Here is a 23759-nt window from a genome sequence, read left to right on the forward strand (position 1 = left end):
CGTTATCGTTGACGTTTTTCGCGAGCAAGCTCGCTCCTACAGGAGGCGATGTACGCTTAACTGACTGGCATTAGGGCTTGCCCCCTCCCACATTTTTTGATCTTCAGTGTGGCTTAGAGCTCACCCAACCCATCGATCAGCGCCTGGTTCTGCTCCGGCGTACCGATGCTGATCCGCAGGAACTGGGCAATCCGCTCCTGTTTGAAGTGCCGCACGATCACCCCTTGCTCACGCAGCTTGGCCGCCAGGCCGGCTGCGTCGTGCCGTGGGTGGCGGGCAAAGATGAAGTTGGCCGCCGATGGCAGCACTTCAAAGCCCTTGCCTTCCAATTGCGCGACCAATTGGTCGCGACTGTCGATGACCAACCGGCACGTCTTCTCGAAGTACTCCCGGTCCTCGAACGCCGCCGCCGCGCCGACAATCGCCAGGCGATCCAGCGGATAGGAGTTGAAGCTGTTCTTGACCCGCTCCAGCGCCTCGATGAGGTCCGGGTGGCCCACGGCCAGGCCCACGCGCAAACCGGCCAGTGAGCGCGATTTGGACAGGGTCTGGGTCACCAGCAGGTTCGGGTAGCGGTCCACCAGGCTGATGGCTGTTTCGCCGCCAAAGTCGATATAGGCTTCATCGACCACCACCACCGAATCCGGGTTGGCCTTGAGAATCTGCTCCACGGCGTCCAGCGCCAGCACACAGCCGGTGGGCGCGTTCGGGTTGGGGAAGATGATCCCGCCGTTGGGCCTGGTGTAGTCCGCTACGCGGATCTGGAACTGCTCGTCCAACGGCACCGGGTCGGACTTGATGCCGTAGAGGCCGCAGTACACCGGATAGAAGCTGTAGCTGATATCCGGGAACAGCAACGGCAGCTCGTGCTGGAACAGGCCGTGGAAGATGTGTGCCAGGACTTCATCGGAGCCGTTACCGAGGAACACCTTGTCGGCGTCTATCCCGTAGTACTTGGCCACGGCCTGCTTGAGCAGGTCGCTGTTGGGGTCCGGGTACAGGCGCAGGTTGTCGTTCAACTCGGCCTGCATCGCAGCCAGCGCCTTGGGCGACGGGCCGTAGGGGTTTTCATTGGTGTTGAGCTTGACCAGCCTGGTCAGCTTCGGTTGCTCGCCGGGCACGTAAGGCACGAGGTCCTTGACGAAGGGGCTCCAGAATTTGCTCATGTGTTATTTCCCCTCTTCCAGGATTCGATACTCAGCGCTACGGGCGTGGGCGCTCAGGGATTCACCACGGGCCAGCACCGAGGCGGTCTTGCCCAACTCGGACGCGCCTTGTGGCGAGCAGAAGATGATCGACGAACGCTTCTGGAAGTCATACACCCCCAGCGGCGACGAGAAGCGCGCGGTGCCAGAGGTTGGCAAGACGTGGTTGGGGCCGGCGCAGTAGTCGCCCAGGGCTTCGCTGGTGTGGCGGCCCATGAAGATCGCACCCGCATGGCGAATCGACGGCAGCCAGGCCTGTGGATCGGCCACGGACAGCTCCAGGTGCTCCGGCGCGATACGGTTGGCCACTTCGATAGCCTGCTCCATGTCACGCACCAGGATCAGCGCGCCACGGCCATTGATCGATTTCTCGATGATCTCGGCACGGTCCATGGTCGGCAGCAGCTTATTGATGCTGGCGGCGACCTTGTCGAGGAACTCGGCGTCCGGGCTGACCAGGATCGCCTGGGCGTCCTCATCGTGCTCGGCCTGGGAGAACAGGTCCATGGCGATCCAGTCCGGGTCGGTCTGGCCGTCGCACACCACGAGGATTTCCGAAGGGCCAGCGATCATGTCGATACCGACCTGGCCGAACACGTGGCGCTTGGCAGTGGCCACGTAGATGTTGCCGGGGCCGACCACCTTGTCGACCTTCGGCACGCTTTCGGTGCCATAAGCCAGGGCGGCAACCGCTTGGGCACCGCCGATGGTGAACACGCGGTCGACACCGGCAATGCAGGCGGCAGCCAGTACCAGTTCGTTGATTTCACCGCGCGGGGTCGGTACCACCATGACCACTTCGGTGACGCCGGCCACCTTGGCGGGAATCGCGTTCATCAACACCGACGAGGGGTACGAGGCCTTACCACCCGGCACGTACAAGCCGGCACGGTCCAGGGGCGTGACCTTCTGGCCCAGTACGGTGCCGTCAGCCTCGGTATAGCTCCAGGAGTCCTGCTTCTGTTTTTCGTGGTAGCTGCGCACTCGGGTCGCGGCGACTTCGAGGGCCTGGCGCTGGGGCGCGGTGATGCGCGTCAGGGCCAGTTCCAGGCGTTCGCGGGGCAGGATGAGGTCGGACATGGACTTGACGTCCAGACCGTCGAACTGCCGGGTGAAATCCACCAGCGCCGCATCACCGCGCTCGCGCACGGCCTTGATAATGTCGAGGACCCGCTGGTTGACCGAGTCGTCGGACACGCTTTCCCAGCTCAGCAGATGATCCAGATGATGGGCGAAATCCGGGTCGGCAGCGTTGAGTCGGGCAATTGCAGTGGACGTGGTCATAGCGAGGGCCTCAATAGAATTGGCAAAAACTCAGGCACCCTAAACTAGCAGTCGTTTCCGCTTGGGCACCTGAGAATTCTGGCTATGAGGCGGATAGACGGGCGCAGCTTTTCAGCTACGCGGGTGAGTCAACCGCGGTGTCGAGACTCCACTGCCTGGCGCAGGGTGTCGATCAACGCCTGGATACGGGCGTGCTGCATCTTCATCGACGCTTTGTTGACGATCAGCCGAGAGCTGATGTCGGCGATAAAGTCCTGTGGTTCGAGACCGTTGGCACGCAGGGTGTTGCCGGTGTCGACCACGTCGATGATCTTGTCGGCCAGGCCGATCAGCGGCGCCAGCTCCATCGAGCCGTAGAGCTTGATGATGTCGACCTGGCGGCCTTGCTCGGCGTAGTAGCGCTTGGCGACGTTGACGAACTTGGTGGCCACGCGCAGGCGGCCCTTAGGCTCGACATCACCGACACGGCCGGCGGTCATCAGCTTGCACAGGGCAATGCGCAGGTCCAGCGGCTCGTACAGGCCTTGGCCGCCGTATTCCATCAACACGTCTTTACCGGCGACACCGAGGTCGGCCGCGCCATGTTCAACATAGGTCGGCACGTCGGTAGCCCGTACGATCAGCAGGCGAACGTCGTCCTGGGTCGTTGGGATGATCAGCTTGCGGCTCTTGTCCGGATTCTCGGTCGGCACGATGCCCGCTTCAGCCAGAAGCGGCAAAGTGTCGTCAAGGATGCGGCCCTTGGACAGTGCGATGGTCAACATGGGAAACGTCAGTCCTTCATCAGGCTATTGCTGTCCGGTCGCAAACGGCGCCAGACACAGATCGAGGCCATGACAGCCTCGATTTGAAACAAACCAGTGTCTGTAGGAGCGAGCTTGCTCGCGAAAAACGTCAACGATAACGCGTTTATTCAGACTCAACGCGGTGCCCACGAGTTCTTCGCGAGCAAGCTCGCTCCTACAATGCAGAGGGACTAGCCCGGTACGCGGCGGATTTTCGCGCCGAGCATCTGCAGTTTTTCTTCGATGCACTCGTAACCACGGTCTATGTGGTAGATGCGGTCGATCAGGGTATCGCCTTCGGCGATCAGCGCCGAGATCACCAGGCTGGCCGAAGCGCGCAGGTCGGTAGCCATGACTGGCGCGCCCTTGAGCTTCTCGGTGCCGGTCACGATGGCAGTGTTGCCTTCGACCTGGATCTTCGCGCCCATGCGGTGCAGTTCGTACACGTGCATGAAACGGTTTTCGAAGATGGTCTCGATCACGGCCCCCGTGCCTTCGGCAATGGCGTTCAAGGAGATGAACTGCGCCTGCATGTCGGTCGGGAACGCCGGGTACGGAGCGGTACGCACGTTAACGGCTTTTGGCCGCTTGCCGTGCATGTTCAGCTCGATCCAGTCTTCACCGGTGGTGATTTCGGCACCGGCTTCGCGCAGTTTTTCCAGGACCGCTTCCAGGATGGTCGGATCGGTGTCCTTGACCTTGACGCGACCACCGGTGACGGCGGCAGCCACCAGGTAGGTACCGGTCTCGATGCGGTCCGGCATCACTTTGTAGGTGGCCGGGTGCAGGCGTTTCACACCGTCGATGGTGATGGTGTCGGTGCCGGCGCCGGTGATGTTGGCACCCATGGCGATCAGGAAGTTGGCCAGGTCGACCACTTCAGGCTCGCGCGCAGCGTTTTGCAGCACACTGCGGCCGTTGGCCAGGGCGGCCGCCATCATGATGTTCTCGGTACCGGTCACACTGACGGTATCAAAGAAGAAGTTGGCGCCACGCAGGCCGCCCTCCGGAGCCTTGGCCTTGATGTAGCCGCCTTCGACGTCGATGGTCGCGCCCATGGCCTCGAGGCCACGGATGTGCAGGTCCACCGGACGCGAGCCAATGGCGCAGCCGCCAGGCAATGCGACTTCGGCTTCGCCGAAACGAGCGACCATCGGGCCCAGTACCAGGATCGACGCACGCATGGTTTTTACCAGTTCGTACGGGGCGATCAGGGTCTTGATGGTGCGCGGGTCGATTTCGACGGCCAACTTTTCGTCGATTACCGGCTCGATACCCATGCGACCAAACAGCTCGATCATGGTGGTGATGTCGTGCAGGTGCGGCAGGTTGGCCACGGTCACAGGGCCATCGCACAGCAGGGTCGCAGCCAGGATCGGCAAGGCAGAGTTTTTCGCACCGGAAATGCGAATCTCGCCATCAAGGCGGGCACCGCCGGTAATAATCAATTTATCCATAAGAATCTCGACGCCTTGGGGGCTCAGGTGCGCTCGGCCCAGGCCGCGCGGCTGAAAAATTTCATAGTGACCGCGTGGATGCTGCCATCGGTGATCCACGGGTTCAAATGGGCATAGATCTGCTGCTGACGCTTGACCGGGCTGAGTGCCGCCAGTTCATCGCTAATCACGTTCAGCTGGAAGTTGCAGCCTTCGCCTTCAACTTCTACGTTCGTATCCGGCAGCTTTCCTTCGAGAAAGCTCTTAACTTCTAGGGCCTGCATGATCAACCTCTATCGGCGCCCAGTGCGCACGGGTCGCACATCATACAAAAAAGCCCCGCGCCTGCGAACCCCGCATAGCAGGACTCTGACGGGGGGCTTTATCGATAATGTGTATTAAGGATGCGCCAACAGCTCGGTCAAACCGGAAACTTCGGCGATTTCACGCATGTCTTCGGGCAATGCACGAAGGGTGACCGACTTTTTGGCCGCTTCGGCATCGCGCATGAAACACAGCAGCAACGACAAGCCGACACTGCTGGACTTGGTTACCGCCGAGCAATCCAGCACCAGCGCAGGGGCCGTGCTGGCCTTGATCAGCGCCTGGCCCTGCTTGCGCAGGTCAGGCCCGGTGCGGTAATCCAGCACGCCGCTGAGGAACAGCTCGCCCGCGTCGCCGAGACGAACAGCCGACTCGGTCATTGCGCAGGTTTCCCAGCGGCTTTATCGGTCTCTTCCTTGGCCTTGGCGACTTCACCGGCCCAACCATTGATGGTTTTGTCCAGGTCGTTGCCATTGCGCTGCATGGCGTCGGCGAACTGGTCACGGAACAGCTTGCCGATGTTGATGCCATTGATGATCACATTGCGCAGTTTCCACTCGCCATTGATCTTCTCCAGCGTGTACTGCACAGGGTAGACGGCACCATTGTTGCCCTTGACACTCATGTTGACACTGGTGCGGTCGCCCGACTCATCCCCGGCGGGAGCGACGGTAATGCCCTGGTTGTTGTACTCAAGCAAAGCGTTGCCATAGAACTGGAACAGGCCGCGCTTGAAGTTTTCCTGGAACGTCTGCATTTGCGCAGGGGTGGCCTTGCGCGAATATTTGACCGTCATGATGCTGCGCGAAATACCTTCAGCATCGACGACCGGGCCGACGATGGTATTCAGTGCTTCGTAGAATTTGCTCGGGTCTTGCTTGTACTGCTCTTTATTGGCAGTCAGGTCAGCCAACATCCTGTTGGTAGTGTCCTGCACCAGTTCGTGCGCAGAACCCGCTGCGTTGGCCATCAACGGCAGCGCTGCCAGCAGTACCAGGAGGCCACGTCGCAAGGTAGAGATCATGTACAGATTCCTCATTTGGCGTCTTTATTGACCGTATTGAGCAGGAATTTACCGATCAGGTCTTCAAGTACCAGCGACGACTGCGTGTCGTGGATGGTCGAGCCATCCTTGAGCAGGGCTGTTTCCCCGCCCACGCTGACACCGATGTACTTCTCGCCCAGCAGACCCGCAGTGAGGATAGATGCAGTGGAGTCGGTCGGCAGATTATCTACCTTCTTGTCCAGTTGCATCGTCACTCGCCCGGTGAAGCTGTCGCGATCCAGATCGATTGCCGTGACCTTGCCGATGGTCACACCGGCCATGGTCACTTTAGCTCTGACAGTCAAACCGGCGATATTGTCGAAGTACGCGTAAAGTTTATAAGTATCGGCGGTGGGGCTGGCCGAAAGGCCGCTGACTCGCAGGGCCAGCAACAGTAAAGCCAGGATGCCAGCCAGCAAGAAAAGGCCGACACCGATTTCCACAGTGCGGTTTTGCATCAGAAATCTCCAAACATCAAGGCGGTCAAAATGAAGTCAAGGCCCAGTACTGCCAACGAGGCGTACACAACGGTCTTGGTGGTGGCGCGACTGATCCCTTCTGAAGTGGGCTCACAGTCATAGCCTTGGAATACGGCGATCCAGGTCACTACAAAGGCGAAGACGATGCTCTTTATGATGCCGTTGAGCACGTCACCGCTGAAGGTCACGCTGTTTTGCATGTTGGCCCAGTAGGAGCCGTCATAGACGCCCAGCCAGTCCACCGCCACCCACGAGCCGCCCCAGATACCGACCACGCTGAAGATCATCGCCAGCAACGGCAGGGAAATAAAGCCGGCCCACAGGCGCGGGGCAACAATGTACTTGAGCGGGTCCACGCCGATCATTTCCAGGCTGGACAACTGCTCGGTGGACTTCATGTTGCCGATTTCGGCGGTCAACGCAGAACCTGCACGCCCGGCGAACAGCAACGCAGTCACGACCGGCCCCAGCTCACGCAGCAGCGTCAGGGCAACCATCTGCCCCACTGCCTGCTCCGAACCGTAGCTGGACAGGATATTGAAGCCCTGCAACGCCAGCACCATCCCGATGAACACCCCGGAGACCACAATGATCACCAGGGACATCACGCCCACCGAATGCAACTGCTTGATCAACAGGCCGAAGCCGCCACCAATGCCACCGCGGCCGAGCAACGCGTGAAACAGGAAAATCGTCGAGCGGCCCAGCACTTCGACGATGTCGATACCGGATCGACCGAAAAGGCGAACCTTCTCGATAAGAGATGTCTTGCGCATCAGCGCTTCCCCAGAAGGTCTGAGCGGTAATCCGCTGCCGGAAAGTGAAAAGGCACGGGGCCATCGGGATCGCCGGTCATGAATTGGCGAATACGCGGGTTGTCGGCGTTCATCAGTTCTTCAGGCGTACCCTGCCCCAGCACCTGGCCATCGCCGACTACATAAAGGTAATCGGCAATGCTCGCGGTTTCTGCAAGGTCGTGGGAGACCACGATGCTGGTGATACCCAGGGCATCGTTGAGCAGACGGATCAGGCGTACCAGCACGCCCATGGCAATCGGATCCTGGCCGACGAAGGGCTCGTCGTACATGAGGATCTGCGGGTCGAGGGCAATGGCGCGCGCCAGGGCCACGCGGCGCTTCATGCCGCCGGACAGTTCGTCGGGCATCAGGTCGATGGCGCCGCGAAGGCCCACGGCCTGCAATTTCAGCAACACAATGTCACGAATCATTTCATCGGACAGCTGGGTATGCACCCGCAACGGAAATGCCACGTTCTCGAACACATCGAGGTCGGTAAACAGCGCACCGCTCTGGAACAGCACCCCCATATGCTTGCGCGCATCGAACAGATCGCTGCGCGACAGTGTCGGCAGGTTCTGGCCGTTGACCCATACTTCACCGGCGCTGGGGCGCAATTGCATGCCCATCAGACGCAGCAGCGTGGTCTTGCCGCAACCGGACGGACCCATGATGCCCGTGACCTTGCCGCGGGGAATGCGAATATCGACGTTATTGAAGATGCTGCGCGTCCCGCGCTTGAAGGTCAGTCCCTTCAGCTCGACCGCGTAGGCGTTATCGGCACTCATCTAAACTCCTTGGGATGCAGCCTCTCACTCAGACACCATGCATGCGACAAACGTTTGCAACGGTGACGCATATAGATAGCCACATGGGCTGGGCGGACCGAACTGGCGGCGAACTATATCACTGCTGGTACAGGGCGCCCAAGGCCGGAACTGCGCTAGTTCAGTTTAAGGACAGGGAAAAAACGTTGCTGGCTATGTTACTGAGGATCGATCTCAGGCATTCGTTGAATAAAGCCTGACGAACTTGCGTGAGGGAATTGATCATTACCGCTATAATCGCCGACTTTTCGTCAGGCTATACGACTTCAGACATGAGCCAATCCAGCGACCTTATTCAATCCGCGCAACGCACCATCCGCCTCGAAGTTGAAGCCGTAGAAGGCTTGCTGGCCCATATCGACGCAGATTTCGTACGCGCCTGCGAGATGATCCTGGCCAGCAAGGGCCGTGTTGTCGTGGTTGGCATGGGCAAATCGGGCCACGTCGGCAACAAGATCGCCGCCACCCTGGCCAGCACCGGGACTACCGCATTTTTCGTGCATCCGGCCGAAGCCAGCCACGGCGACATGGGCATGATCACCAAGGATGACATCATCCTGGCGCTGTCCAACTCCGGCACCACCAACGAAATCGTGACCCTGCTGCCGCTGATCAAGCGCCTGGGCATCAAGATGATCAGCCTCACCGGCAACCCGGAATCCACCCTGGCCAAGGCCGCCGACGTGAACCTGAATGTTCACGTGGACCACGAGGCCTGCCCGCTGAACCTGGCGCCGACCTCCTCCACCACCGCCGCCCTGGTCATGGGCGACGCCCTGGCCGTGGCGCTGCTGGAAGCCCGTGGATTCACCGCTGAAGACTTCGCATTTTCCCACCCGGGTGGTGCCTTGGGCCGCCGCCTGCTGCTGAAAGTGGAAAACGTCATGCATTCGGGCGAGGAATTGCCCCACGTCCAGCGCGGCACCATGCTGAAGGACGCGCTGATGGAAATGACCCGCAAGGGCCTGGGCATGACCGTGATCCTGGAAGCCGACGGGCGCCTGGCCGGGGTATTCACTGACGGTGACCTGCGCCGCACCCTGGACCGCACCATCGATATCCGCACCGCGACCATCGACGCCGTGATGACCCCCCATGGCAAGACTGCACGCCCTGAAATGCTGGCGGCCGAAGCTTTGAAGATCATGGAAGACCACAAGATCGGCGCGCTGGTGGTGGTCGATAGCGACGACCACCCGGTTGGCGCCCTGAACATGCACGACTTGCTGCGTGCGGGAGTGATGTAAATGACCAGCGACCTGTTGCAACGCGGCAAACACATCAAACTGGCGATTTTCGACGTTGACGGCGTGCTGACCGATGGCCGCCTGTACTTTCTCGAAGATGGCAGCGAATTCAAGACGTTCAATACCCTCGACGGCCAGGGCATCAAGATGCTGATGGCTTCGGGCGTGCAAACGGCGATTATCAGCGGCAGAAAAACCCCCGTTGTGGAACGCCGCGCACAAAACCTCGGTATTCCTCACCTGTATCAGGGCCGCGAGGATAAACTGGCGGTTCTGGACGAGCTTCTTGGCCAACTCAACCTAAGCTATGAGCAGGTCGCCTATCTGGGCGATGATCTGCCCGACTTGCCGGTCATTCGCCGAGTGGGCCTGGGCATGGCCGTCGCCAATGCGGCGACGTTTGTTCGCGAGCACGCCCATGGCGTCACCACCGCCCGTGGCGGCGAAGGTGCCGCCCGCGAGTTCTGTGAACTGATCCTGCGAGCCCAGGGCAGTCTTGAAGCGGCCCACGCCGCCTACCTATAGAGCGTTTTATGCTGAGTAAAAAGATTCGCAACTTCCTGCTATTCGGAGTCATCGCCGCACTGTTCCTCGCGGTGGGCTACTGGAATATCAGCCCGGGGCGCTTCCTCGACCAGCCTGCAGCGCAGGTTGAAGAAGGGGCTATCGACTATTACGCAACCAATGCCTACAGCGTGCAGTTCCTGCCTGACGGCAAGGTGCAGTACGAAATGACCTCGGACAAAGTCGAGCATTTGAAGGCCACCGAAGTCACCCTGCTGACTAACCCGGACCTGAACCTGTACCGCGGCACCGAGTTCCCATGGCATGTCACGAGCAAGCGTGGCGAGGTGAACCCGGACGGCACCGAGGTAGAACTGATTGACTCGGTACGCGTTGCGCGTACTGACGCCAAAAACCGTGACACCGTGATTACCAGCAGTCGCATGACCGTATTCCCACAGAAGCAATATGCGCAGACCGAGCAAGACGTTAGAATCGACGGCGCTGGCGGTGTATCGACTGGCAAGGGAATGAAAGCGTATTTGAAAGAAAGCAGGATACACCTGCTATCGAACGTAAGAGGACAGTATGAGGCTCGTTAAAACTCTCCCTATTTTGCTCGGTCTGGGCGCAGCACTGGGAAGCGTGAGCGCCTGGGCTCTGCCGAACGATAGCCAGCAACCGATCCACATCTCGGCTGACGATGCGCAGCTGGATGACAAGCAAGGCGTCGCCACCTATACCGGCGGCGTGATCATCACCCAGGGCTCGATGAAGATCACCGGCAACACGGTGACACTGACGCGCACCCAGGCGGGCGATATCGACGTGGTGACTTCGGTGGGCAACCTGGCTTACTTCGAACAGAAGCAGTCGGCTACCGACACCGGCCCGATGAAGGGCTACGGCAAGACCATCCAGTATCACGCCCAGCAGAATCGCATCGTGCTGATCGACCAGGCCAAGGTACTCAGCCCCGATGGCAACTCCACGGAAGGCGAGAAGATCACCTATGACACCGTGAAGCAGATCGCCAACGCCGGTCGCGCCAATGGCAGCAAGGTCACCGCGCCACGCCCACGTATCGACATGGTTATCCAGCCGAAGAAGAAGGCCGAGTAATGGCAACCCTGAAAGCCCAGCATCTGGCCAAGGCCTATAAAAGCCGTCAGGTCGTGCGCGACGTCAGCCTGTCGATCGACAGCGGCCAGATCGTCGGCTTGCTTGGCCCTAACGGCGCCGGCAAGACCACCTGCTTCTACATGATCGTCGGCCTGGTCCAGGCGGACCAAGGTCGCGTACTGATCGACGACCTGGATGTCAGCCACCAGCCAATGCATGGCCGTGCCCGCGCAGGTATCGGCTATCTTCCGCAGGAAGCGTCGATCTTCCGCAAGCTGTCGGTATCCGACAACATCATGGCCATCCTTGAAACCCGCAAGGAACTCGACCGTGAAGGCCGCCGCAAAGAATTGGAAAGCCTGCTCCAGGAATTCCACATCAACCATATTCGCGACAACCTTGGCATGAGCCTGTCCGGTGGTGAGCGTCGTCGCGTGGAAATCGCCCGCGCCCTGGCCACTGCCCCCAAGTTCATCCTGCTGGACGAACCGTTTGCCGGCGTCGACCCCATCTCGGTCGGCGACATCAAGCAGATCATCCACCACCTCAAGGCCAAGGGCATCGGTGTACTGATCACTGACCACAACGTGCGTGAGACCCTCGATATCTGCGAAACCGCGTATATCGTCAACGATGGCCAGCTGATCGCCGAGGGCGACTCTGCCACCATCCTGGCCAACGAACTGGTCAAGGAAGTGTACCTGGGTCACGAGTTCCGCCTGTAAGGCCGCCTGCAAAAACAAGGCGGCGGCAGGTCGTTTGCCCGACGCGCGGGAGTCAATGAAAACCTCCGGATTTTTATTGTTACCGCGCTCTAGGCAAAGCCCCCGATATCAGGCATATAATTTGCTTATGTTTGGCGCTCACGCGCCCTGTCGTGGATGGCGCATTGCGCCGGCGAATAAGGTGTTAAGCCCCTGCCATGAAACCATCGCTAGTCCTGAGAATGGGCCAGCAGCTGACGATGACACCGCAGCTGCAACAGGCCATCCGCCTGCTCCAATTGTCGACCCTGGACCTGCAACAGGAAATCCAGGAGGCCCTGGAGTCCAATCCGATGCTCGAACGCCAGGAAGAAGGCGACGACTTCGATAATGCAGACCCATTGGCCGACAACATCGAGCAAAAACCCAATTCCGACGTACAGGAACCCTCCTACCAGGAAACCGCCCCCACGGTGGATAACCTTGAGGAAGGCGATTGGAACGAACGCATTCCCAACGAACTCCCGGTGGACACCGCCTGGGATGACGTCTACCAGACCAGCGCCAGCAGCTTGCCCAGTAATGACGATGACGAGTGGGACTTCACCACCCGCACTTCCGCCGGCGAGAGCCTGCAGAGCCATCTGCTGTGGCAACTGAACCTCGCGCCGATGTCGGACACCGATCGCCTGATCGCCGTGACCCTGATCGACTGCATCAATAACCAGGGTTACCTGGACGAGACGCTCGAAGAGATTCTCGAGGCCTTCGACCCGGAACTGGACATCGAGCTGGACGAAATCGAAGCGGTCCTGCACCGCATCCAACAGTTCGAGCCCGCCGGCATCGGTGCCCGCACCCTGAGCGAATGCCTGCTGCTGCAACTGCGCCAGCTGCCCGCCAAGACCCCATGGCTCGCCGAGGCCCAGCGCCTGGTCACCGACTATATCGACCTGCTGGGCAGCCGCGACTATAGCCAGTTGATGCGGCGCATGAAGCTCAAGGAAGACGACCTGCGCCAGGTCATCGAGCTGGTGCAAAGCCTCAACCCGCGTCCAGGCTCGCAGATCGAGTCCAGCGAAGCCGAATACGTCGTTCCCGACGTGATCGTGCGCAAGGACAACGAGCGCTGGTTGGTGGAACTGAACCAGGAGTCGGTGCCGCGCCTGCGGGTCAACCCGCAATATGCCGGTTTTGTGCGCCGTGCCGACACCAGCGCCGACAACACCTTCATGCGCAACCAGTTGCAGGAAGCGCGCTGGTTCATCAAGAGCCTGCAGAGCCGCAACGAAACCCTGATGAAAGTGGCCACCCAGATCGTCGAGCATCAGCGCGGCTTCCTGGAATATGGTGACGAGGCGATGAAACCGCTGGTCCTGCACGACATCGCAGAAGCGGTGGGCATGCACGAATCGACGATTTCCCGGGTGACCACACAAAAATTCATGCATACCCCACGGGGCATATATGAGCTGAAATACTTTTTCTCCAGTCATGTCAGCACATCCGAAGGCGGCGAATGCTCGTCCACGGCGATCCGCGCAATCATCAAAAAACTGGTTGCTGCGGAAAATCAGAAAAAGCCGTTGAGTGACAGCAAGATCGCTGGTTTACTGGAGGCACAAGGCATTCAGGTCGCCCGTCGAACCGTCGCCAAGTACCGCGAGTCCCTTGGGATCGCGCCTTCCAGCGAGCGTAAGCGTTTGATGTGACGGGCGGGCCACAGCGTTCCAGTGGTGGGTATTCCTACCCGCCGCTTTATGCACTGGCAACGAAGGAGAAGCTGTATGCAAGTCAACATCAGTGGACACCATGTAGAAGTCACCCCTCCACTACGCGACTACGTCGAGCAGAAGCTGAGGAAGCTTGAGGGTCATTTCGACAAGATCACCAACGTGCAGGTCATCATGAAGGTCGACAAGCTTCAGCAGAAAATCGAAGCGACTCTTCAGATACCCGGTGGAGAAGTGGTCGCCAATGCCGAACATGAAGACATGTATGCATCAATCGACTTGCTCACAGACAAGCTTGACCGCCAACTCAAAAAGCATAAGGAAAAGAATCTGAGCCTGCTTCAGGGCACAGGTCGTTAACTCTCCCCCCATGATCCGACTTGAAACCATCCTGACCCCCGGCCGTTCCCTCGTGAACGTGCCGGGCGGCAGCAAGAAGAAAGCCCTCGAACAAATTGCCAACCTGATCAGCAGCCAAGTGCCTGAACTGGAGATGCAAGATGTCTTTGAGGCTCTGATTGCCCGTGAAAAACTCGGCTCCACCGGTTTTGGCAACGGCATCGCCATTCCCCACTGCCGCCTCAAAGGCTGCGAGTCACCTGTCAGCGCCCTGCTGCACCTGGACGCACCTATAGATTTCGACGCGATCGACGGCGCCCCGGTAGACCTGCTGTTTGTTCTGCTGGTCCCACAGGCCGCCACCGATGCACACCTGGAACTGCTTCGGCAGATCGCAAGCATGCTCGACCGCAAGGAAGTACGCGACAAACTGCGCAGTGCCAGTAGCAACGAGGCGCTGTATCAAGTTGTCCTGGATGAGCAAAACGGGCAGTAATCATGCGTTTGATCATCGTCAGCGGCCGCTCCGGCTCGGGTAAAAGTACCGCCCTCAACGTCCTTGAGGACAACGGCTTCTATTGCATCGACAACCTGCCCGCCGGCCTGCTCCCGGAATTGGCGGAGCGGGCACTGATCCATACCGAATTGGCACAACCTCTGGTCGCCGTTTCGATTGACGCCCGCAACCTGCCGAGCCACCTCACGCGTTTTCCGGAATTGCTCGAAGAGGTGCGTGCCAAACACATTCATTGCGATGTGCTATATCTGGACGCCGACGAAGAAACCCTGCTCAAGCGCTTCTCAGAGACCCGTAGACGTCACCCCCTCAGCAGCCCACACCGCTCCCTGGCCGAAGCCATCGAGGATGAAACCAAGCTGCTCGGGCCGATCATTGACCTCGCTGACCTCAAGATCAACACCACCAGCCTCAACCTGTACCAGTTGCGCGATGCCATCAAGCTACGCCTGCTGAACCAGCCGGAGCCTGGCACTGCATTTCTGGTCGAGTCCTTTGGTTTCAAGCGTGGCATGCCGGTGGATGCCGACCTGGTGTTCGACGTGCGCTGCCTGCCCAATCCTTATTGGAAGCCGGAACTGCGCGACCAGTCGGGGCTGGATCAGCCTGTGGCCGATTACCTGGCCGCGCAACCGGATGTGGAGGAGATGTTCCAGGACATTTCCAGCTACCTGCTCAAATGGTTGCCGCGCTTTGCTGCGAGCAACCGAGCCTATGTCACCATTGCCATCGGCTGCACCGGCGGTCACCACCGCTCTGTCTACCTGACCGAGCGCCTGGGCCAGGTGCTGCAACAAACCCTCAAGAACGTCCAGGTTCGCCACCGCGACCTTAGCTGAAAGGAACACCCCCGCGATGCCCGCTCTGGAAATTGAAATCATCAACAAGCTGGGCCTGCATGCCCGCGCCTCGGCCAAATTCGTCGGTATTGCCGGGCAGTTCCCTTGCCAGATCCGCGCCGGGCGTACACCGGAGAGCATGGTCGATGGCAAAAGCATCATGGCGATGATGATGTTGGCGGCCGGCAAGGGCACCAAGATTCATTTGAGCACCGAGGGCGAGCAAGAGCAGGAAGCAATGGACGCCCTGGTAGCGCTGATCAACAACTTCTTTGATGAGGGTGAGTAGTAACCCCTATCCCCGCTGAGGCCTCACCCCAAGGCGGTATCCATCACCATCATCAAGCAGAACCCCATGCACAGCCCCAGGCTCGCGAGTTTTTCGTGACCGTTGCGGCGCGACTCCGGGATCACTTCGTGGGTGACCACCAACAGCATCGCGCCAGCGGCCAGTGCCAGGCCCAACGGTAACAGCACCTCGGCCAGGGTCACCAGCCAGGCGCAAAGCACGGCGAACACCGGCTCCACCAAGCCTGACGCGGCGCCGATCAGGAACGCCCTGATCCGCGACATCCCTGCCCCAGCCAATACCAGCGCAATGACCAGACCTTCGGGCACATCCTGCAAAGCAATGCCCATGGCCAAACTATCGGCATCCGGCATGCCGCCGCCGGCTGAGACGCCAACCGCCATGCCTTCGGGGATGTTGTGGGCGATGATGGCAAACACGAACAGCCAGATACGCGGTGGAATCACCGGTTTATCCGGTGTGCCCACCAACATTTCCGGACTGGCGCCGGAGACCTTGCGGTCCACCAGATACAAACCGAATGCCCCCAGCATGATGCCGAAGCTGATCAGCCCACCTGCACCCCAGGGCGAAAGACCAAGGGCTTCGGCCGCAGCAATTCCCGGCACGACCAGCGAAAACGCGGTCGCCGCCAGCATCACACCGGCACCGAAGCCCAACAAGGTATCGCTCAACGCCACCGGCATCCGCCGAATCACCAAGACCGGAACCGCCCCCAGCGCCGTGCCAAGCGCGCAAATCGCCCCGCCCTGCAAGGCGCGCATGATGCGCGGCTCCAGATCCAGCCAGGCCAGCCCGTGGGCCACCAGCAATGCAGTACCTGCCAATAGCAGCAGCGAGCCAAACGCATAACGAAACATTCGCACGCTGCTGATCGCCAGTGTTTCAGTGCCCATAGTCGGCCTTAGATCTTGTTATCGAGGTGAATGTCAGGCCAACGCGGCCTGATAGCGTGCGGCAACTTCCGGCCAGTTGATGACGCTGTAGAACGCATTGATGTATTCAGGGCGACGGTTCTGGTAGCGCAGGTAATAAGCATGCTCCCAGACGTCCAGGCCGAGGATTGGCGTGTTGCCATTCATCAACGGGCTGTCCTGGTTGCCGCTGCTTTCCACTATCAGCGTCTTGTGCGGAGTGACACTCAACCACGCCCAACCGCTGCCGAAACGGGTCAAGGCGGCTTTGGTGAAGGCTTCCTTGAAACTGTCGAAACCGCCGAGTTGCTCTTCTACGGCTTTTCCCAACGCGCCGTCGGGCTTGCCGCCACCTTTAGGCGACATCACCGCCCAGAACAGTGAATGGTTGGCGTGGCCACCGCCTTGGTTGATGACGGCCGCACGCAGTTTTTCCGGCAGTTGCTGCACGCTGGACACCAGTTTCTCTACAGGCCAGCCCGCAAACTCGGTGCCCTCGACCGCCGCATTGAGGTTATTGATGTAGGTCTGGTGGTGCTTGGTGTAGTGAATCTCCATGGTTTGCGCATCGATATGCGGTTCCAGGGCATCGTAGGCATAGGGCAAGGCAGGCAAGATGTAGGTCATATCAATGTGCTCCGTATTGAGACGTGGTCGGCTGCACCGCAGTACCGCCCAGCAAGCGATGGGTGCGCGGGTACTCACCGTGATCGCTGATGAAATTCAACAGTTCGACGTAAGTCTTACTGCTCTGGCGCAGGGCCGCTTCCCGCAGCTGCGGGCTCAGGCGCACGTCCTGCATGGCCTGGAGCAAGCGCTGGTGAATGGCGCAGAGGTATTCGGCGCTTTCCTCGGGCTGATTCAGGCGCAGGTGCAAATCCGCCAGGTTGTGATGGGAAATGACGCAGGCCGCCACTGCTTCGTCGGCATTCGCCCAGCGCTCGAACAGCACTTGAGCCAGGGCCAGGGCTTGCAGATAGGCCTCGCGAGCGTCAACCAATTCGCCCTGCATAAAGCAGCGATTGGCCCGTTCGATCGTGCGTTTCCAGTGCTCCATGGTGAGCCTCCAAAGCAGGGTCGGTGATTACACGCCGCCAGCCGTGAGTTTTTCCGGATCCAACAGGACTTCCAGTTGGCTACGGGGCAGGTCGGTGTGCTCAAGGGCCACCTCAATCACCGGACGGCCCTGCTGATAAGCTTTCTTGGCAATCTCAGCGGCCTTTTGGTAACCAATGATCGGGTTGAGTGCGGTGACCAGGATCGGGTTGCGCGACAGCGCTTCCTTGAGCTTGGCTTCGTTGACCTTGAAGCTGGCGATGGCCTTGTCTGCCAGCAGACGGCTGGAATTGGCCAGCAACTCGAGGCTGCTGAGCAGGTTCTGGGCAATGATCGGCAACATCACGTTTAATTCGAAGTTGCCGGATTGGCCGGCAATGGTGATCACCGTGTCATTGCCGATGACTTGTGCAGCGACCATGGCGGTCGCTTCCGGAATCACTGGATTGACCTTGCCTGGCATGATCGAAGACCCCGGCTGCAGGCCCTCCAGTTCGATTTCCCCCAGGCCGGCCAGCGGGCCGGAGTTCATCCAGCGCAGGTCATTGGCAATTTTCATCAGCGATACGGCGGTGGCTTTCAACTGGCCGGAGACGGCGACAGCAGTGTCCTGGGAGCCGATCAGCGCGAACAGGTTCTTGCCGGGGGTGAATTTCACACCCGCCAGGCTACTGAGCTGTTGACTGAAACGCGCGGCGAATTCCGGGTGCGCGTTGATCCCGGTGCCCACCGCCGTACCGCCCTGGGCCAAAGCCTGCAGGCTCGGCAGCAAATCTTGCAGATGGCCGATGTTGGCCTTGAGTTGCTGGGCCCAACCATTGAGCACCTGGCTCATGCGCACGGGCATGGCGTCCATCAGGTGCGTGCGGCCGGTCTTGATGAATGGGTGAACCTCTTCGGCTTTCTGCTCGATCACCTGCACCAGGTGCAGCAGGGCCGGCAGCGTTTGCTCGTGCAGCACCAGCGCAGCACTGACATGGATGGTGGTCGGAATGATGTCGTTGCTGCTTTGGCCGCAGTTCACATGATCGTTGGGATTGACCGCTTCGCCGAGCAAACGGCTGGCGAGCGTCGCAATCACTTCGTTGGCATTCATATTCGAACTGGTGCCGGAACCGGTCTGGAAGATATCCACCGGGAAGTGCCGCATGTAATCGCCTTCGAGCAAGCCTTGGGCGGCATCGACGATGGCTTTGCCCTGCCCTTCACTGATCTGCTTGAGGTCGACGTTGACCTTGGCAGCCGCCGCCTTGGCCAGGATCAGTGCGCGAATGAATTGCGCCGGCATGCGTTGGTGGCTGATCGGAAAGTTGTTCACCGCGCGCTGGGTTTGCGCACCGTACAAGGCCTCGGCGGGGACTTGCAGTTCGCCCATGCTGTCGCGTTCGATACGGGTGTTACTCATCGGAAGATCCTTGCACCAGGTCAGAAACGGAAATGGAGGGAAGCAGTTCGCAGGTCGCCAATTGCCAGGCAAAGGTCTGCCAGCGCTTGAGGCGGCAGGCACAGTGAGAGAGTTTTTCCAGGTCGCGCAGTGGCCGCCAGGCTTGATCCAGACACAGGGATCGCCAATGCCACGGCAGTGCAATATCGCTGGCGGTGTCGATCAGCAGGCGGAATGAGGTTTCAGCGATGGTCCACGGATGGGTCGCGGTACAGCACGCCAGGTATCGGCCCTCATTGAGGTAATGTTCGATCAGGCGAGGCTCATTGGGATCCAGACCACAGCGAATCTGGCGACTCATCCAGCGCCAGCTTTCCAGGTAAGGATCCTCATGCAGGACAGAACTCATGATCCACACTCATCCGGTAATGATATTTATTATTAAATGATATTGAGAATCAAAACAAGAGCAGCACCTCAATCCCCCTGAAACACGGCCACAAAAAAGGCGCGCCCTCCGTAAGAGGGCGCGCCTTTTTGTGCCGCTGTAGCGGGATTAGCTGCCTGCGACAGTCATCCGCTCGATCAGCACCGAGCCTGTGCGAATATTGCTGCGCAGCTCCAGGTCATTTCCCACGGCAACGATCTGCTTGAACATATCGCGCATGTTGCCGGCGATGGTCACTTCCTGGACGGCAAACTGAATCTCACCGTTTTCCACCCAGAAGCCCGCCGCGCCACGGGAATAATCCCCAGTGACCATATTCAGGCCATGGCCCATCAATTCGGTCACCAACAGACCACGTCCCATGCGACGCAACAGCGCCGCCTGGTCTTCATCACCATGGGTCACGAACAGGTTATGCACGCCACCGGCGTTGGCAGTGCTTGGCAGGCCGAGTTTGCGGCCTGAGTAGGTGCCGAGTACGTAAGACACCAGCTCCCCGTTTTCGACGAACGGCTTGGCATACGTGGCCAGGCCGTCCCCATCGAACGCCGAACTGCCCATGGCCCGCATCAAGTGCGGACGCTCATCAATGGTCAGCCAATCGGGAAACAACGTCTGGCCAATCGCCCCTTCAAGGAACGAAGACTTGCGATACAGGTTGCCGCCAGAAATGGCCCCCAGGAAACTGCCAAACAGACCGCCTGCCAGCTCCGCCGAAAACAGTACAGGCACTTCACACGTCGGCACCGGGCGCGCGCCCAGGCGGCTCGCGGCACGTTGTGCGGCACGCTGACCAATGCTGACCGGGTCTGCCAGCAACTCACCCTGACGACTTACGTCGTACCAGTAATCACGCTGCATCTGGCCATTGGCCTCGGCGATCATCACGCAGCTCAGACTATGGCGCGTGGACGCATACCCGCCGATAAACCCGTGGCTGTTGCCGTAGACGCGACAGCCCTGATGCGTGTTCAACGTGGTGCCATCGGCGTTCTTGATGCGGGCATCGGCATCGAACGCCGCCGCTTCGCAGGTCAGCGCCAGCTCGATGGCCCGTTCGGGCGTGATGTCCCAGGCATGGAACAGATCGAAATCCTTCAAGTCCTTGGCCATCAGCGCCTTATCGGCCAAGCCCGAGCTTTCATCCTCGGAAGTGTGCTGGGCAATCGCCAATGCCGCGGCAACCGTTTCGCGTATGGCCTCCGGACCGCTGGCCGACGTACTGGCCGAACCTTTGCGCTGCCCCACATACAAGGTGATGCCAAAGCCTTGGTCACGGTTGAATTCGACGGTTTCCACTTCCCGTTGACGTACCGACGTCGACAACCCCTGCTCCAGCGACACCGCCACTTCACAGGCACTGGCCCCCTGGCGCTTGGCCTCGGCAAGGATCTGCTCGACTTGTTCCTGCAGGGCCGGTAACGCTTGCGGACCGACGCTTTGGGCTGCACTCATGGTTTTCTCCACTCAAATTCTGCTTTCGGCTAAGGCCATCGAGCGACCGGGCCGGACAAGCGGCCCCCGACTGGTTATCATGGCGGCGTTTCTTTGCGGACTGCCACCATGGTTGATTCTTACGACGACTCCCTCGATGGGGAGAAAAGCAAAACCCAGGTCAAACGTGAGCTGCATGCTCTGGTTGACCTTGGCGAGCGCCTTACAACGCTCAAGAAAGACTTGATTGCAAAACTGCCACTGACCGACGAAATGCGCCGGGCGCTTGCGGACGCACCCAAGCACACCGCGAATATCGCGCGTAAACGGCACATCATGTTTATCGGCAAGCTGATGCGCGATCAGGACACTGACGCCATTCTCGCCTTGCTTGATCAAACCGATGCCTCCACTCGCCAGTACAACGAACGTTTCCATAACCTGGAACGTTGGCGTGACCGCCTGATCTCGGGCGATGACGCGGTGCTGGAGAAATTCGTGTTGGACTACCCGGACGCGGACCGCCAGCAACTGCGCTCCCTGATCCGTCAGGCCCAGCACGAGCAGGCGCATAACAAGGCGCCGGCCACCAGCCGTAAAATCTTCAAATACATCCGTGAGCTGGACGAGACTCAACGCGGCCTGCGTTGATGCCCTTCCCCGGGTGGCGATCTTCGCCACCCGAAGCTCCACCCCTTACGACCCCGTGCCACCCACGGTGATCGCATCAATTTTCAGCGTTGGCTGGCCGACCCCTACCGGCACCGACTGCCCATCTTTCCCGCACATGCCCACACCACTGTCCAGGGCCAGGTCGTTGCCGACCATCGACACCTTGCTCATGGCTTCCGGGCCATTGCCAATCAACGTTGCCCCTTTGACCGGCGCGGTAATCCTGCCGTCTTCGATCAGGTATGCCTCGCTGGTAGAGAACACGAACTTGCCGCTGGTGATATCCACCTGGCCGCCGCCGAGGTTGGCGCAGTAGATGCCACGCTTCACCGAGGCGATGATCTCCGCCGGGTCGCTTTCGCCACCGAGCATGTAGGTGTTGGTCATGCGTGGCATCGGCAGGTGCGCATAAGATTCGCGACGGCCATTACCGGTGCGCGCAACGCCCATCAGGCGGGCATTGAGCTTGTCTTGCATGTAGCCCTTGAGCACACCGTTTTCAATCAAGGTGGTGCATTCGGTCGGCGTGCCTTCATCATCGACGCTCAGCGAGCCGCGGCGACCGGCCAGGGTGCCATCATCGACAATGGTGCAGAGCTTGGACGCAACCATCTCGCCCATGCGCCCGCTGTAGGCGGAACTGCCCTTGCGGTTGAAATCGCCTTCCAGGCCATGGCCCACGGCCTCGTGCAGCAATACGCCGGACCAGCCCGAGCCCAACACCACCGGCAGCGTGCCGGCCGGCGCAGGAATGGCTTCCAGGTTCACCAACGCCTGGCGCAAAGCCTCACGGGCATAGCCCATGGCACGGTCGTCGGTGAGGAAGTAACGGTAGTCGGTACGCCCGCCGCCGCCGTGGCCGCCACGCTCGCGGCGGCCGTTCTGCTCGACGATCACGCTGACATTGAAACGCACCAGCGGCCGTACGTCCGCCGCCAGCCCCCCGTCGGTGGACGCCACCAGGATGCGTTCCCACACACCGGCCATGCTCACGGAGACCTGCTGGATACGCGGGTCCAGAGCGCGAGTGGCCGCATCGATACGCTTGAGCAACTCGACCTTTTCCGCGCGGCTGATCACTTCCAGGGGGTTGTCCGGCGCATACAACTGCGCCACGTCCTGGGTACTGAACGCCTGTACCGTGCCATGTTGACCGGCACGGGAGATCGAACGCGCGGCACGTGCGGCCAGGCCCAACGCCTCCAGAGTGATCGCGTTACTGTAGGCAAAACCGGTCTTTTCACCGGATTGCGCGCGGACGCCTACACCTTGGTCAAGATTGAAACTGCCTTCCTTGACGATGCCATCTTCCAGGGCCCAGGACTCGGAGATCTGCCCCTGGAAATACAGGTCGGCGGCATCGATGCCTGGCCCGGCCAGATCGCCGAGCACGGTTTGCAAGCTTTCGATGGTCACGCCACCGGGTGCCAGGAGGTGTTCACTGACTGAGGACAACAACTCGCTCATAGGTTTGGCCTTAAATTCATCGTTCTGAAGCAGGCCGCTGTGCGCCCTGCGAGAAAAAGCGCCGATGGTTGACCACCGGCATGCGCGCCCGTATCGACGCCTGTTCACTGCTATCGCGTTCGGCCAGCAACACCGCTTCGCCTTGATCCTGTTGTGCCAGCACCTGGCCCCATGGGTCGACGATCGCCGCATGACCATAGGTTTCCCGTGGCCCTGGATGCACACCGCCCTGGGCGGCCGCCAGCAGGTAACACTGGGTTTCGATGGCCCGTGCACGAATCAGCACATCCCAGTGGGCGGCACCGGTCACGGCGGTAAAGGCCGAGGGCGCGGTAATCAATTCAGCCCCCGCCGCGCGCAGCTCGCTGTACAGCTCGGGGAAGCGCAAGTCGTAGCACACCGTCAGGCCCAAACGGCCCACCGGCGTATCCGCCACCACCACGTTGCTCCCGAAAGCATAGTCATCGGACTCCCGATAGCGACCCCGGGCGTCCGCCACGTCCACATCAAACAAATGCAGCTTGTCGTAACGGGCGACGACTTCGCCGCGATCATCGATCAGCAGCGAGCAGGCATTGGACTTGGCGTGCGGTTGATCCTTGGGCGGCAACGGCAGTGTGCCAGCCACTATCCATAAGGTGAGGTCGCGGGCGGTCTGTTTCAACCATGGCAGGATCGGACCTTCACCCAGCGCCTCGGCGCGGCCGATATCCGCCACGTCGCGGCGGCCCATGGCGGCAAAGTTTTCCGGCAGCACCGCCAGCTTCGCACCGCCGGCCGCCGCTTGTTCCAACAAGCGCCGGGCCTGGACCAGGTTGGCCAGCACATCGCTCTGACTGACCATTTGGATTACTGCAAAGGACATGGGCCGATACTCCGTAAAAGGC

At 60.1% G+C, this 23759-nt stretch carries 29 protein-coding genes; 11 read left to right on the plus strand and 18 right to left on the minus strand.

Annotated elements, in window-relative coordinates; translation table 11 throughout:
• Positions 1–113: 113 nt before the first annotated feature.
• The 10 genes from hisC to PspCFBP13509_RS19930 all read right to left on the minus strand — a co-directional run bounded on the left by hisC (position 114) and on the right by PspCFBP13509_RS19930 (position 8143).
• Complete coding sequence (gene hisC, locus PspCFBP13509_RS19885; RefSeq protein WP_137212579.1) at positions 114–1166, minus strand: histidinol-phosphate transaminase; 1053 nt, start codon at positions 1164–1166, stop codon at positions 114–116.
• Between the two features lie 3 nt (positions 1167–1169).
• Positions 1170–2489 (minus strand): histidinol dehydrogenase, encoded by a 1320-nt coding sequence (gene hisD, locus PspCFBP13509_RS19890; RefSeq protein ID WP_065924286.1) that lies wholly within the window; start codon positions 2487–2489, stop codon positions 1170–1172.
• Positions 2490–2617: 128 nt separating this feature from the next.
• Positions 2618–3253, minus strand: a complete 636-nt coding sequence (gene hisG / locus PspCFBP13509_RS19895) for an ATP phosphoribosyltransferase (protein WP_027604802.1) — start codon at positions 3251–3253, stop codon at positions 2618–2620.
• Positions 3254–3465: 212 nt separating this feature from the next.
• The gene (murA, locus tag PspCFBP13509_RS19900; RefSeq protein ID WP_034102217.1) at positions 3466–4731 is read right to left on the minus strand and encodes a UDP-N-acetylglucosamine 1-carboxyvinyltransferase; all 1266 of its coding nucleotides are present in this window, start codon (positions 4729–4731) and stop codon (positions 3466–3468) included.
• A gap of 23 nt (positions 4732–4754) precedes the next feature.
• Positions 4755–4994 carry a BolA family protein gene (locus PspCFBP13509_RS19905; protein ID WP_027604803.1) on the minus strand — a complete coding sequence of 80 codons (240 nt, stop codon included), beginning with the start codon at positions 4992–4994 and terminating at the stop codon, positions 4755–4757.
• A 114-nt stretch (positions 4995–5108) separates the two neighbouring features.
• Positions 5109–5414, minus strand: coding sequence for an STAS domain-containing protein (locus tag PspCFBP13509_RS19910; RefSeq protein ID WP_137212580.1), 306 nt, complete (start codon positions 5412–5414; stop codon positions 5109–5111).
• On the minus strand, positions 5411–6058 hold the full coding sequence (locus PspCFBP13509_RS19915; protein WP_065924288.1) for an MlaC/ttg2D family ABC transporter substrate-binding protein: 648 nt from the start codon (positions 6056–6058) through the stop codon (positions 5411–5413). The genes PspCFBP13509_RS19910 and PspCFBP13509_RS19915 overlap by 4 nt, the downstream gene beginning before the upstream one ends.
• 11 nt (positions 6059–6069) lie before the next feature.
• Positions 6070–6537, minus strand: a complete 468-nt coding sequence (mlaD, locus tag PspCFBP13509_RS19920; protein ID WP_003171814.1) for an outer membrane lipid asymmetry maintenance protein MlaD — start codon at positions 6535–6537, stop codon at positions 6070–6072.
• Positions 6537–7334, minus strand: a complete 798-nt coding sequence (gene mlaE / locus PspCFBP13509_RS19925) for a lipid asymmetry maintenance ABC transporter permease subunit MlaE (protein ID WP_010213107.1) — start codon at positions 7332–7334, stop codon at positions 6537–6539. Before mlaE ends, mlaD begins: the two co-directional genes overlap by 1 nt.
• Complete coding sequence (locus PspCFBP13509_RS19930; protein WP_003171811.1) at positions 7334–8143, minus strand: ATP-binding cassette domain-containing protein; 810 nt, start codon at positions 8141–8143, stop codon at positions 7334–7336. The genes mlaE and PspCFBP13509_RS19930 overlap by 1 nt, the downstream gene beginning before the upstream one ends.
• A 311-nt stretch (positions 8144–8454) precedes the next feature.
• Between PspCFBP13509_RS19930 and PspCFBP13509_RS19935 the strand changes: the two genes are divergently transcribed.
• From PspCFBP13509_RS19935 to PspCFBP13509_RS19980, 10 genes are all read left to right on the plus strand, one after another.
• A complete protein-coding gene (locus tag PspCFBP13509_RS19935; protein ID WP_137212581.1) occupies positions 8455–9429 on the plus strand; it encodes a KpsF/GutQ family sugar-phosphate isomerase in 975 nt (324 codons plus the stop codon).
• Complete coding sequence (locus PspCFBP13509_RS19940; RefSeq protein WP_065924290.1) at positions 9430–9954, plus strand: KdsC family phosphatase; 525 nt, start codon at positions 9430–9432, stop codon at positions 9952–9954.
• Between the two features lie 8 nt (positions 9955–9962).
• The gene (lptC, locus tag PspCFBP13509_RS19945) at positions 9963–10535 is read left to right on the plus strand and encodes an LPS export ABC transporter periplasmic protein LptC (protein ID WP_065924291.1); all 573 of its coding nucleotides are present in this window, start codon (positions 9963–9965) and stop codon (positions 10533–10535) included.
• Positions 10522–11055 carry a lipopolysaccharide transport periplasmic protein LptA gene (gene lptA / locus PspCFBP13509_RS19950; protein ID WP_027604809.1) on the plus strand — a complete coding sequence of 178 codons (534 nt, stop codon included), beginning with the start codon at positions 10522–10524 and terminating at the stop codon, positions 11053–11055. Before lptC ends, lptA begins: the two co-directional genes overlap by 14 nt.
• Entirely contained in the window at positions 11055–11780 is a 726-nt protein-coding gene (lptB, locus tag PspCFBP13509_RS19955) for an LPS export ABC transporter ATP-binding protein (RefSeq protein WP_027604810.1), read from the plus strand. The genes lptA and lptB overlap by 1 nt, the downstream gene beginning before the upstream one ends.
• 197 nt (positions 11781–11977) lie before the next feature.
• Entirely contained in the window at positions 11978–13471 is a 1494-nt protein-coding gene (locus PspCFBP13509_RS19960) for an RNA polymerase factor sigma-54 (protein WP_137212583.1), read from the plus strand.
• A 75-nt stretch (positions 13472–13546) separates the two neighbouring features.
• Positions 13547–13852, plus strand: coding sequence for a ribosome hibernation-promoting factor, HPF/YfiA family (gene hpf / locus PspCFBP13509_RS19965; protein ID WP_027604812.1), 306 nt, complete (start codon positions 13547–13549; stop codon positions 13850–13852).
• A 10-nt stretch (positions 13853–13862) separates the two neighbouring features.
• A complete protein-coding gene (ptsN, locus tag PspCFBP13509_RS19970) occupies positions 13863–14327 on the plus strand; it encodes a PTS IIA-like nitrogen regulatory protein PtsN (protein WP_065924293.1) in 465 nt (154 codons plus the stop codon).
• Between the two features lie 2 nt (positions 14328–14329).
• A complete protein-coding gene (gene rapZ, locus PspCFBP13509_RS19975; protein ID WP_027604814.1) occupies positions 14330–15187 on the plus strand; it encodes an RNase adapter RapZ in 858 nt (285 codons plus the stop codon).
• A gap of 16 nt (positions 15188–15203) precedes the next feature.
• Positions 15204–15476: an HPr family phosphocarrier protein gene (locus PspCFBP13509_RS19980; RefSeq protein ID WP_027604815.1), complete on the plus strand. Its 273-nt coding sequence runs from the start codon at positions 15204–15206 to the stop codon at positions 15474–15476.
• Between the two features lie 23 nt (positions 15477–15499).
• On the opposite strand, the gene PspCFBP13509_RS19985 is transcribed toward PspCFBP13509_RS19980, so the two are convergent.
• The 6 genes from PspCFBP13509_RS19985 to pmbA form a co-directional block, all read right to left on the minus strand.
• Positions 15500–16393 (minus strand): ZIP family metal transporter, encoded by an 894-nt coding sequence (locus PspCFBP13509_RS19985; protein WP_065924294.1) that lies wholly within the window; start codon positions 16391–16393, stop codon positions 15500–15502.
• A 33-nt stretch (positions 16394–16426) separates the two neighbouring features.
• Positions 16427–17038 (minus strand): superoxide dismutase, encoded by a 612-nt coding sequence (locus PspCFBP13509_RS19990; protein WP_137212584.1) that lies wholly within the window; start codon positions 17036–17038, stop codon positions 16427–16429.
• 1 nt (position 17039) lies between these two features.
• Positions 17040–17468, minus strand: a complete 429-nt coding sequence (locus PspCFBP13509_RS19995; protein WP_024073462.1) for a hypothetical protein — start codon at positions 17466–17468, stop codon at positions 17040–17042.
• A 27-nt stretch (positions 17469–17495) separates the two neighbouring features.
• Complete coding sequence (locus PspCFBP13509_RS20000) at positions 17496–18872, minus strand: class II fumarate hydratase (RefSeq protein ID WP_137212586.1); 1377 nt, start codon at positions 18870–18872, stop codon at positions 17496–17498.
• The gene (locus PspCFBP13509_RS20005) at positions 18865–19260 is read right to left on the minus strand and encodes a hypothetical protein (protein WP_027604820.1); all 396 of its coding nucleotides are present in this window, start codon (positions 19258–19260) and stop codon (positions 18865–18867) included. The genes PspCFBP13509_RS20000 and PspCFBP13509_RS20005 overlap by 8 nt, the downstream gene beginning before the upstream one ends.
• A gap of 147 nt (positions 19261–19407) precedes the next feature.
• Positions 19408–20754, minus strand: coding sequence for a metalloprotease PmbA (pmbA, locus tag PspCFBP13509_RS20010; RefSeq protein WP_065924297.1), 1347 nt, complete (start codon positions 20752–20754; stop codon positions 19408–19410).
• Positions 20755–20862: 108 nt separating this feature from the next.
• Here pmbA and yjgA point away from each other — a divergent pair, with 108 nt between their 5' ends.
• A complete protein-coding gene (gene yjgA, locus PspCFBP13509_RS20015; RefSeq protein WP_017138246.1) occupies positions 20863–21384 on the plus strand; it encodes a ribosome biogenesis factor YjgA in 522 nt (173 codons plus the stop codon).
• Positions 21385–21429: 45 nt separating this feature from the next.
• On the opposite strand, the gene tldD is transcribed toward yjgA, so the two are convergent.
• Both tldD and PspCFBP13509_RS20025 read right to left on the minus strand, forming a co-directional pair.
• Entirely contained in the window at positions 21430–22872 is a 1443-nt protein-coding gene (tldD, locus tag PspCFBP13509_RS20020; protein WP_065924298.1) for a metalloprotease TldD, read from the minus strand.
• 16 nt (positions 22873–22888) lie between these two features.
• On the minus strand, positions 22889–23737 hold the full coding sequence (locus tag PspCFBP13509_RS20025; protein ID WP_065924299.1) for a carbon-nitrogen hydrolase family protein: 849 nt from the start codon (positions 23735–23737) through the stop codon (positions 22889–22891).
• Positions 23738–23759: the final 22 nt, after the last annotated feature.

The sequence above is a fragment of the Pseudomonas sp. CFBP13509 genome (assembly GCF_005233485.1).
In the GTDB taxonomy this organism is placed as follows: domain Bacteria; phylum Pseudomonadota; class Gammaproteobacteria; order Pseudomonadales; family Pseudomonadaceae; genus Aquipseudomonas; species Aquipseudomonas marginalis.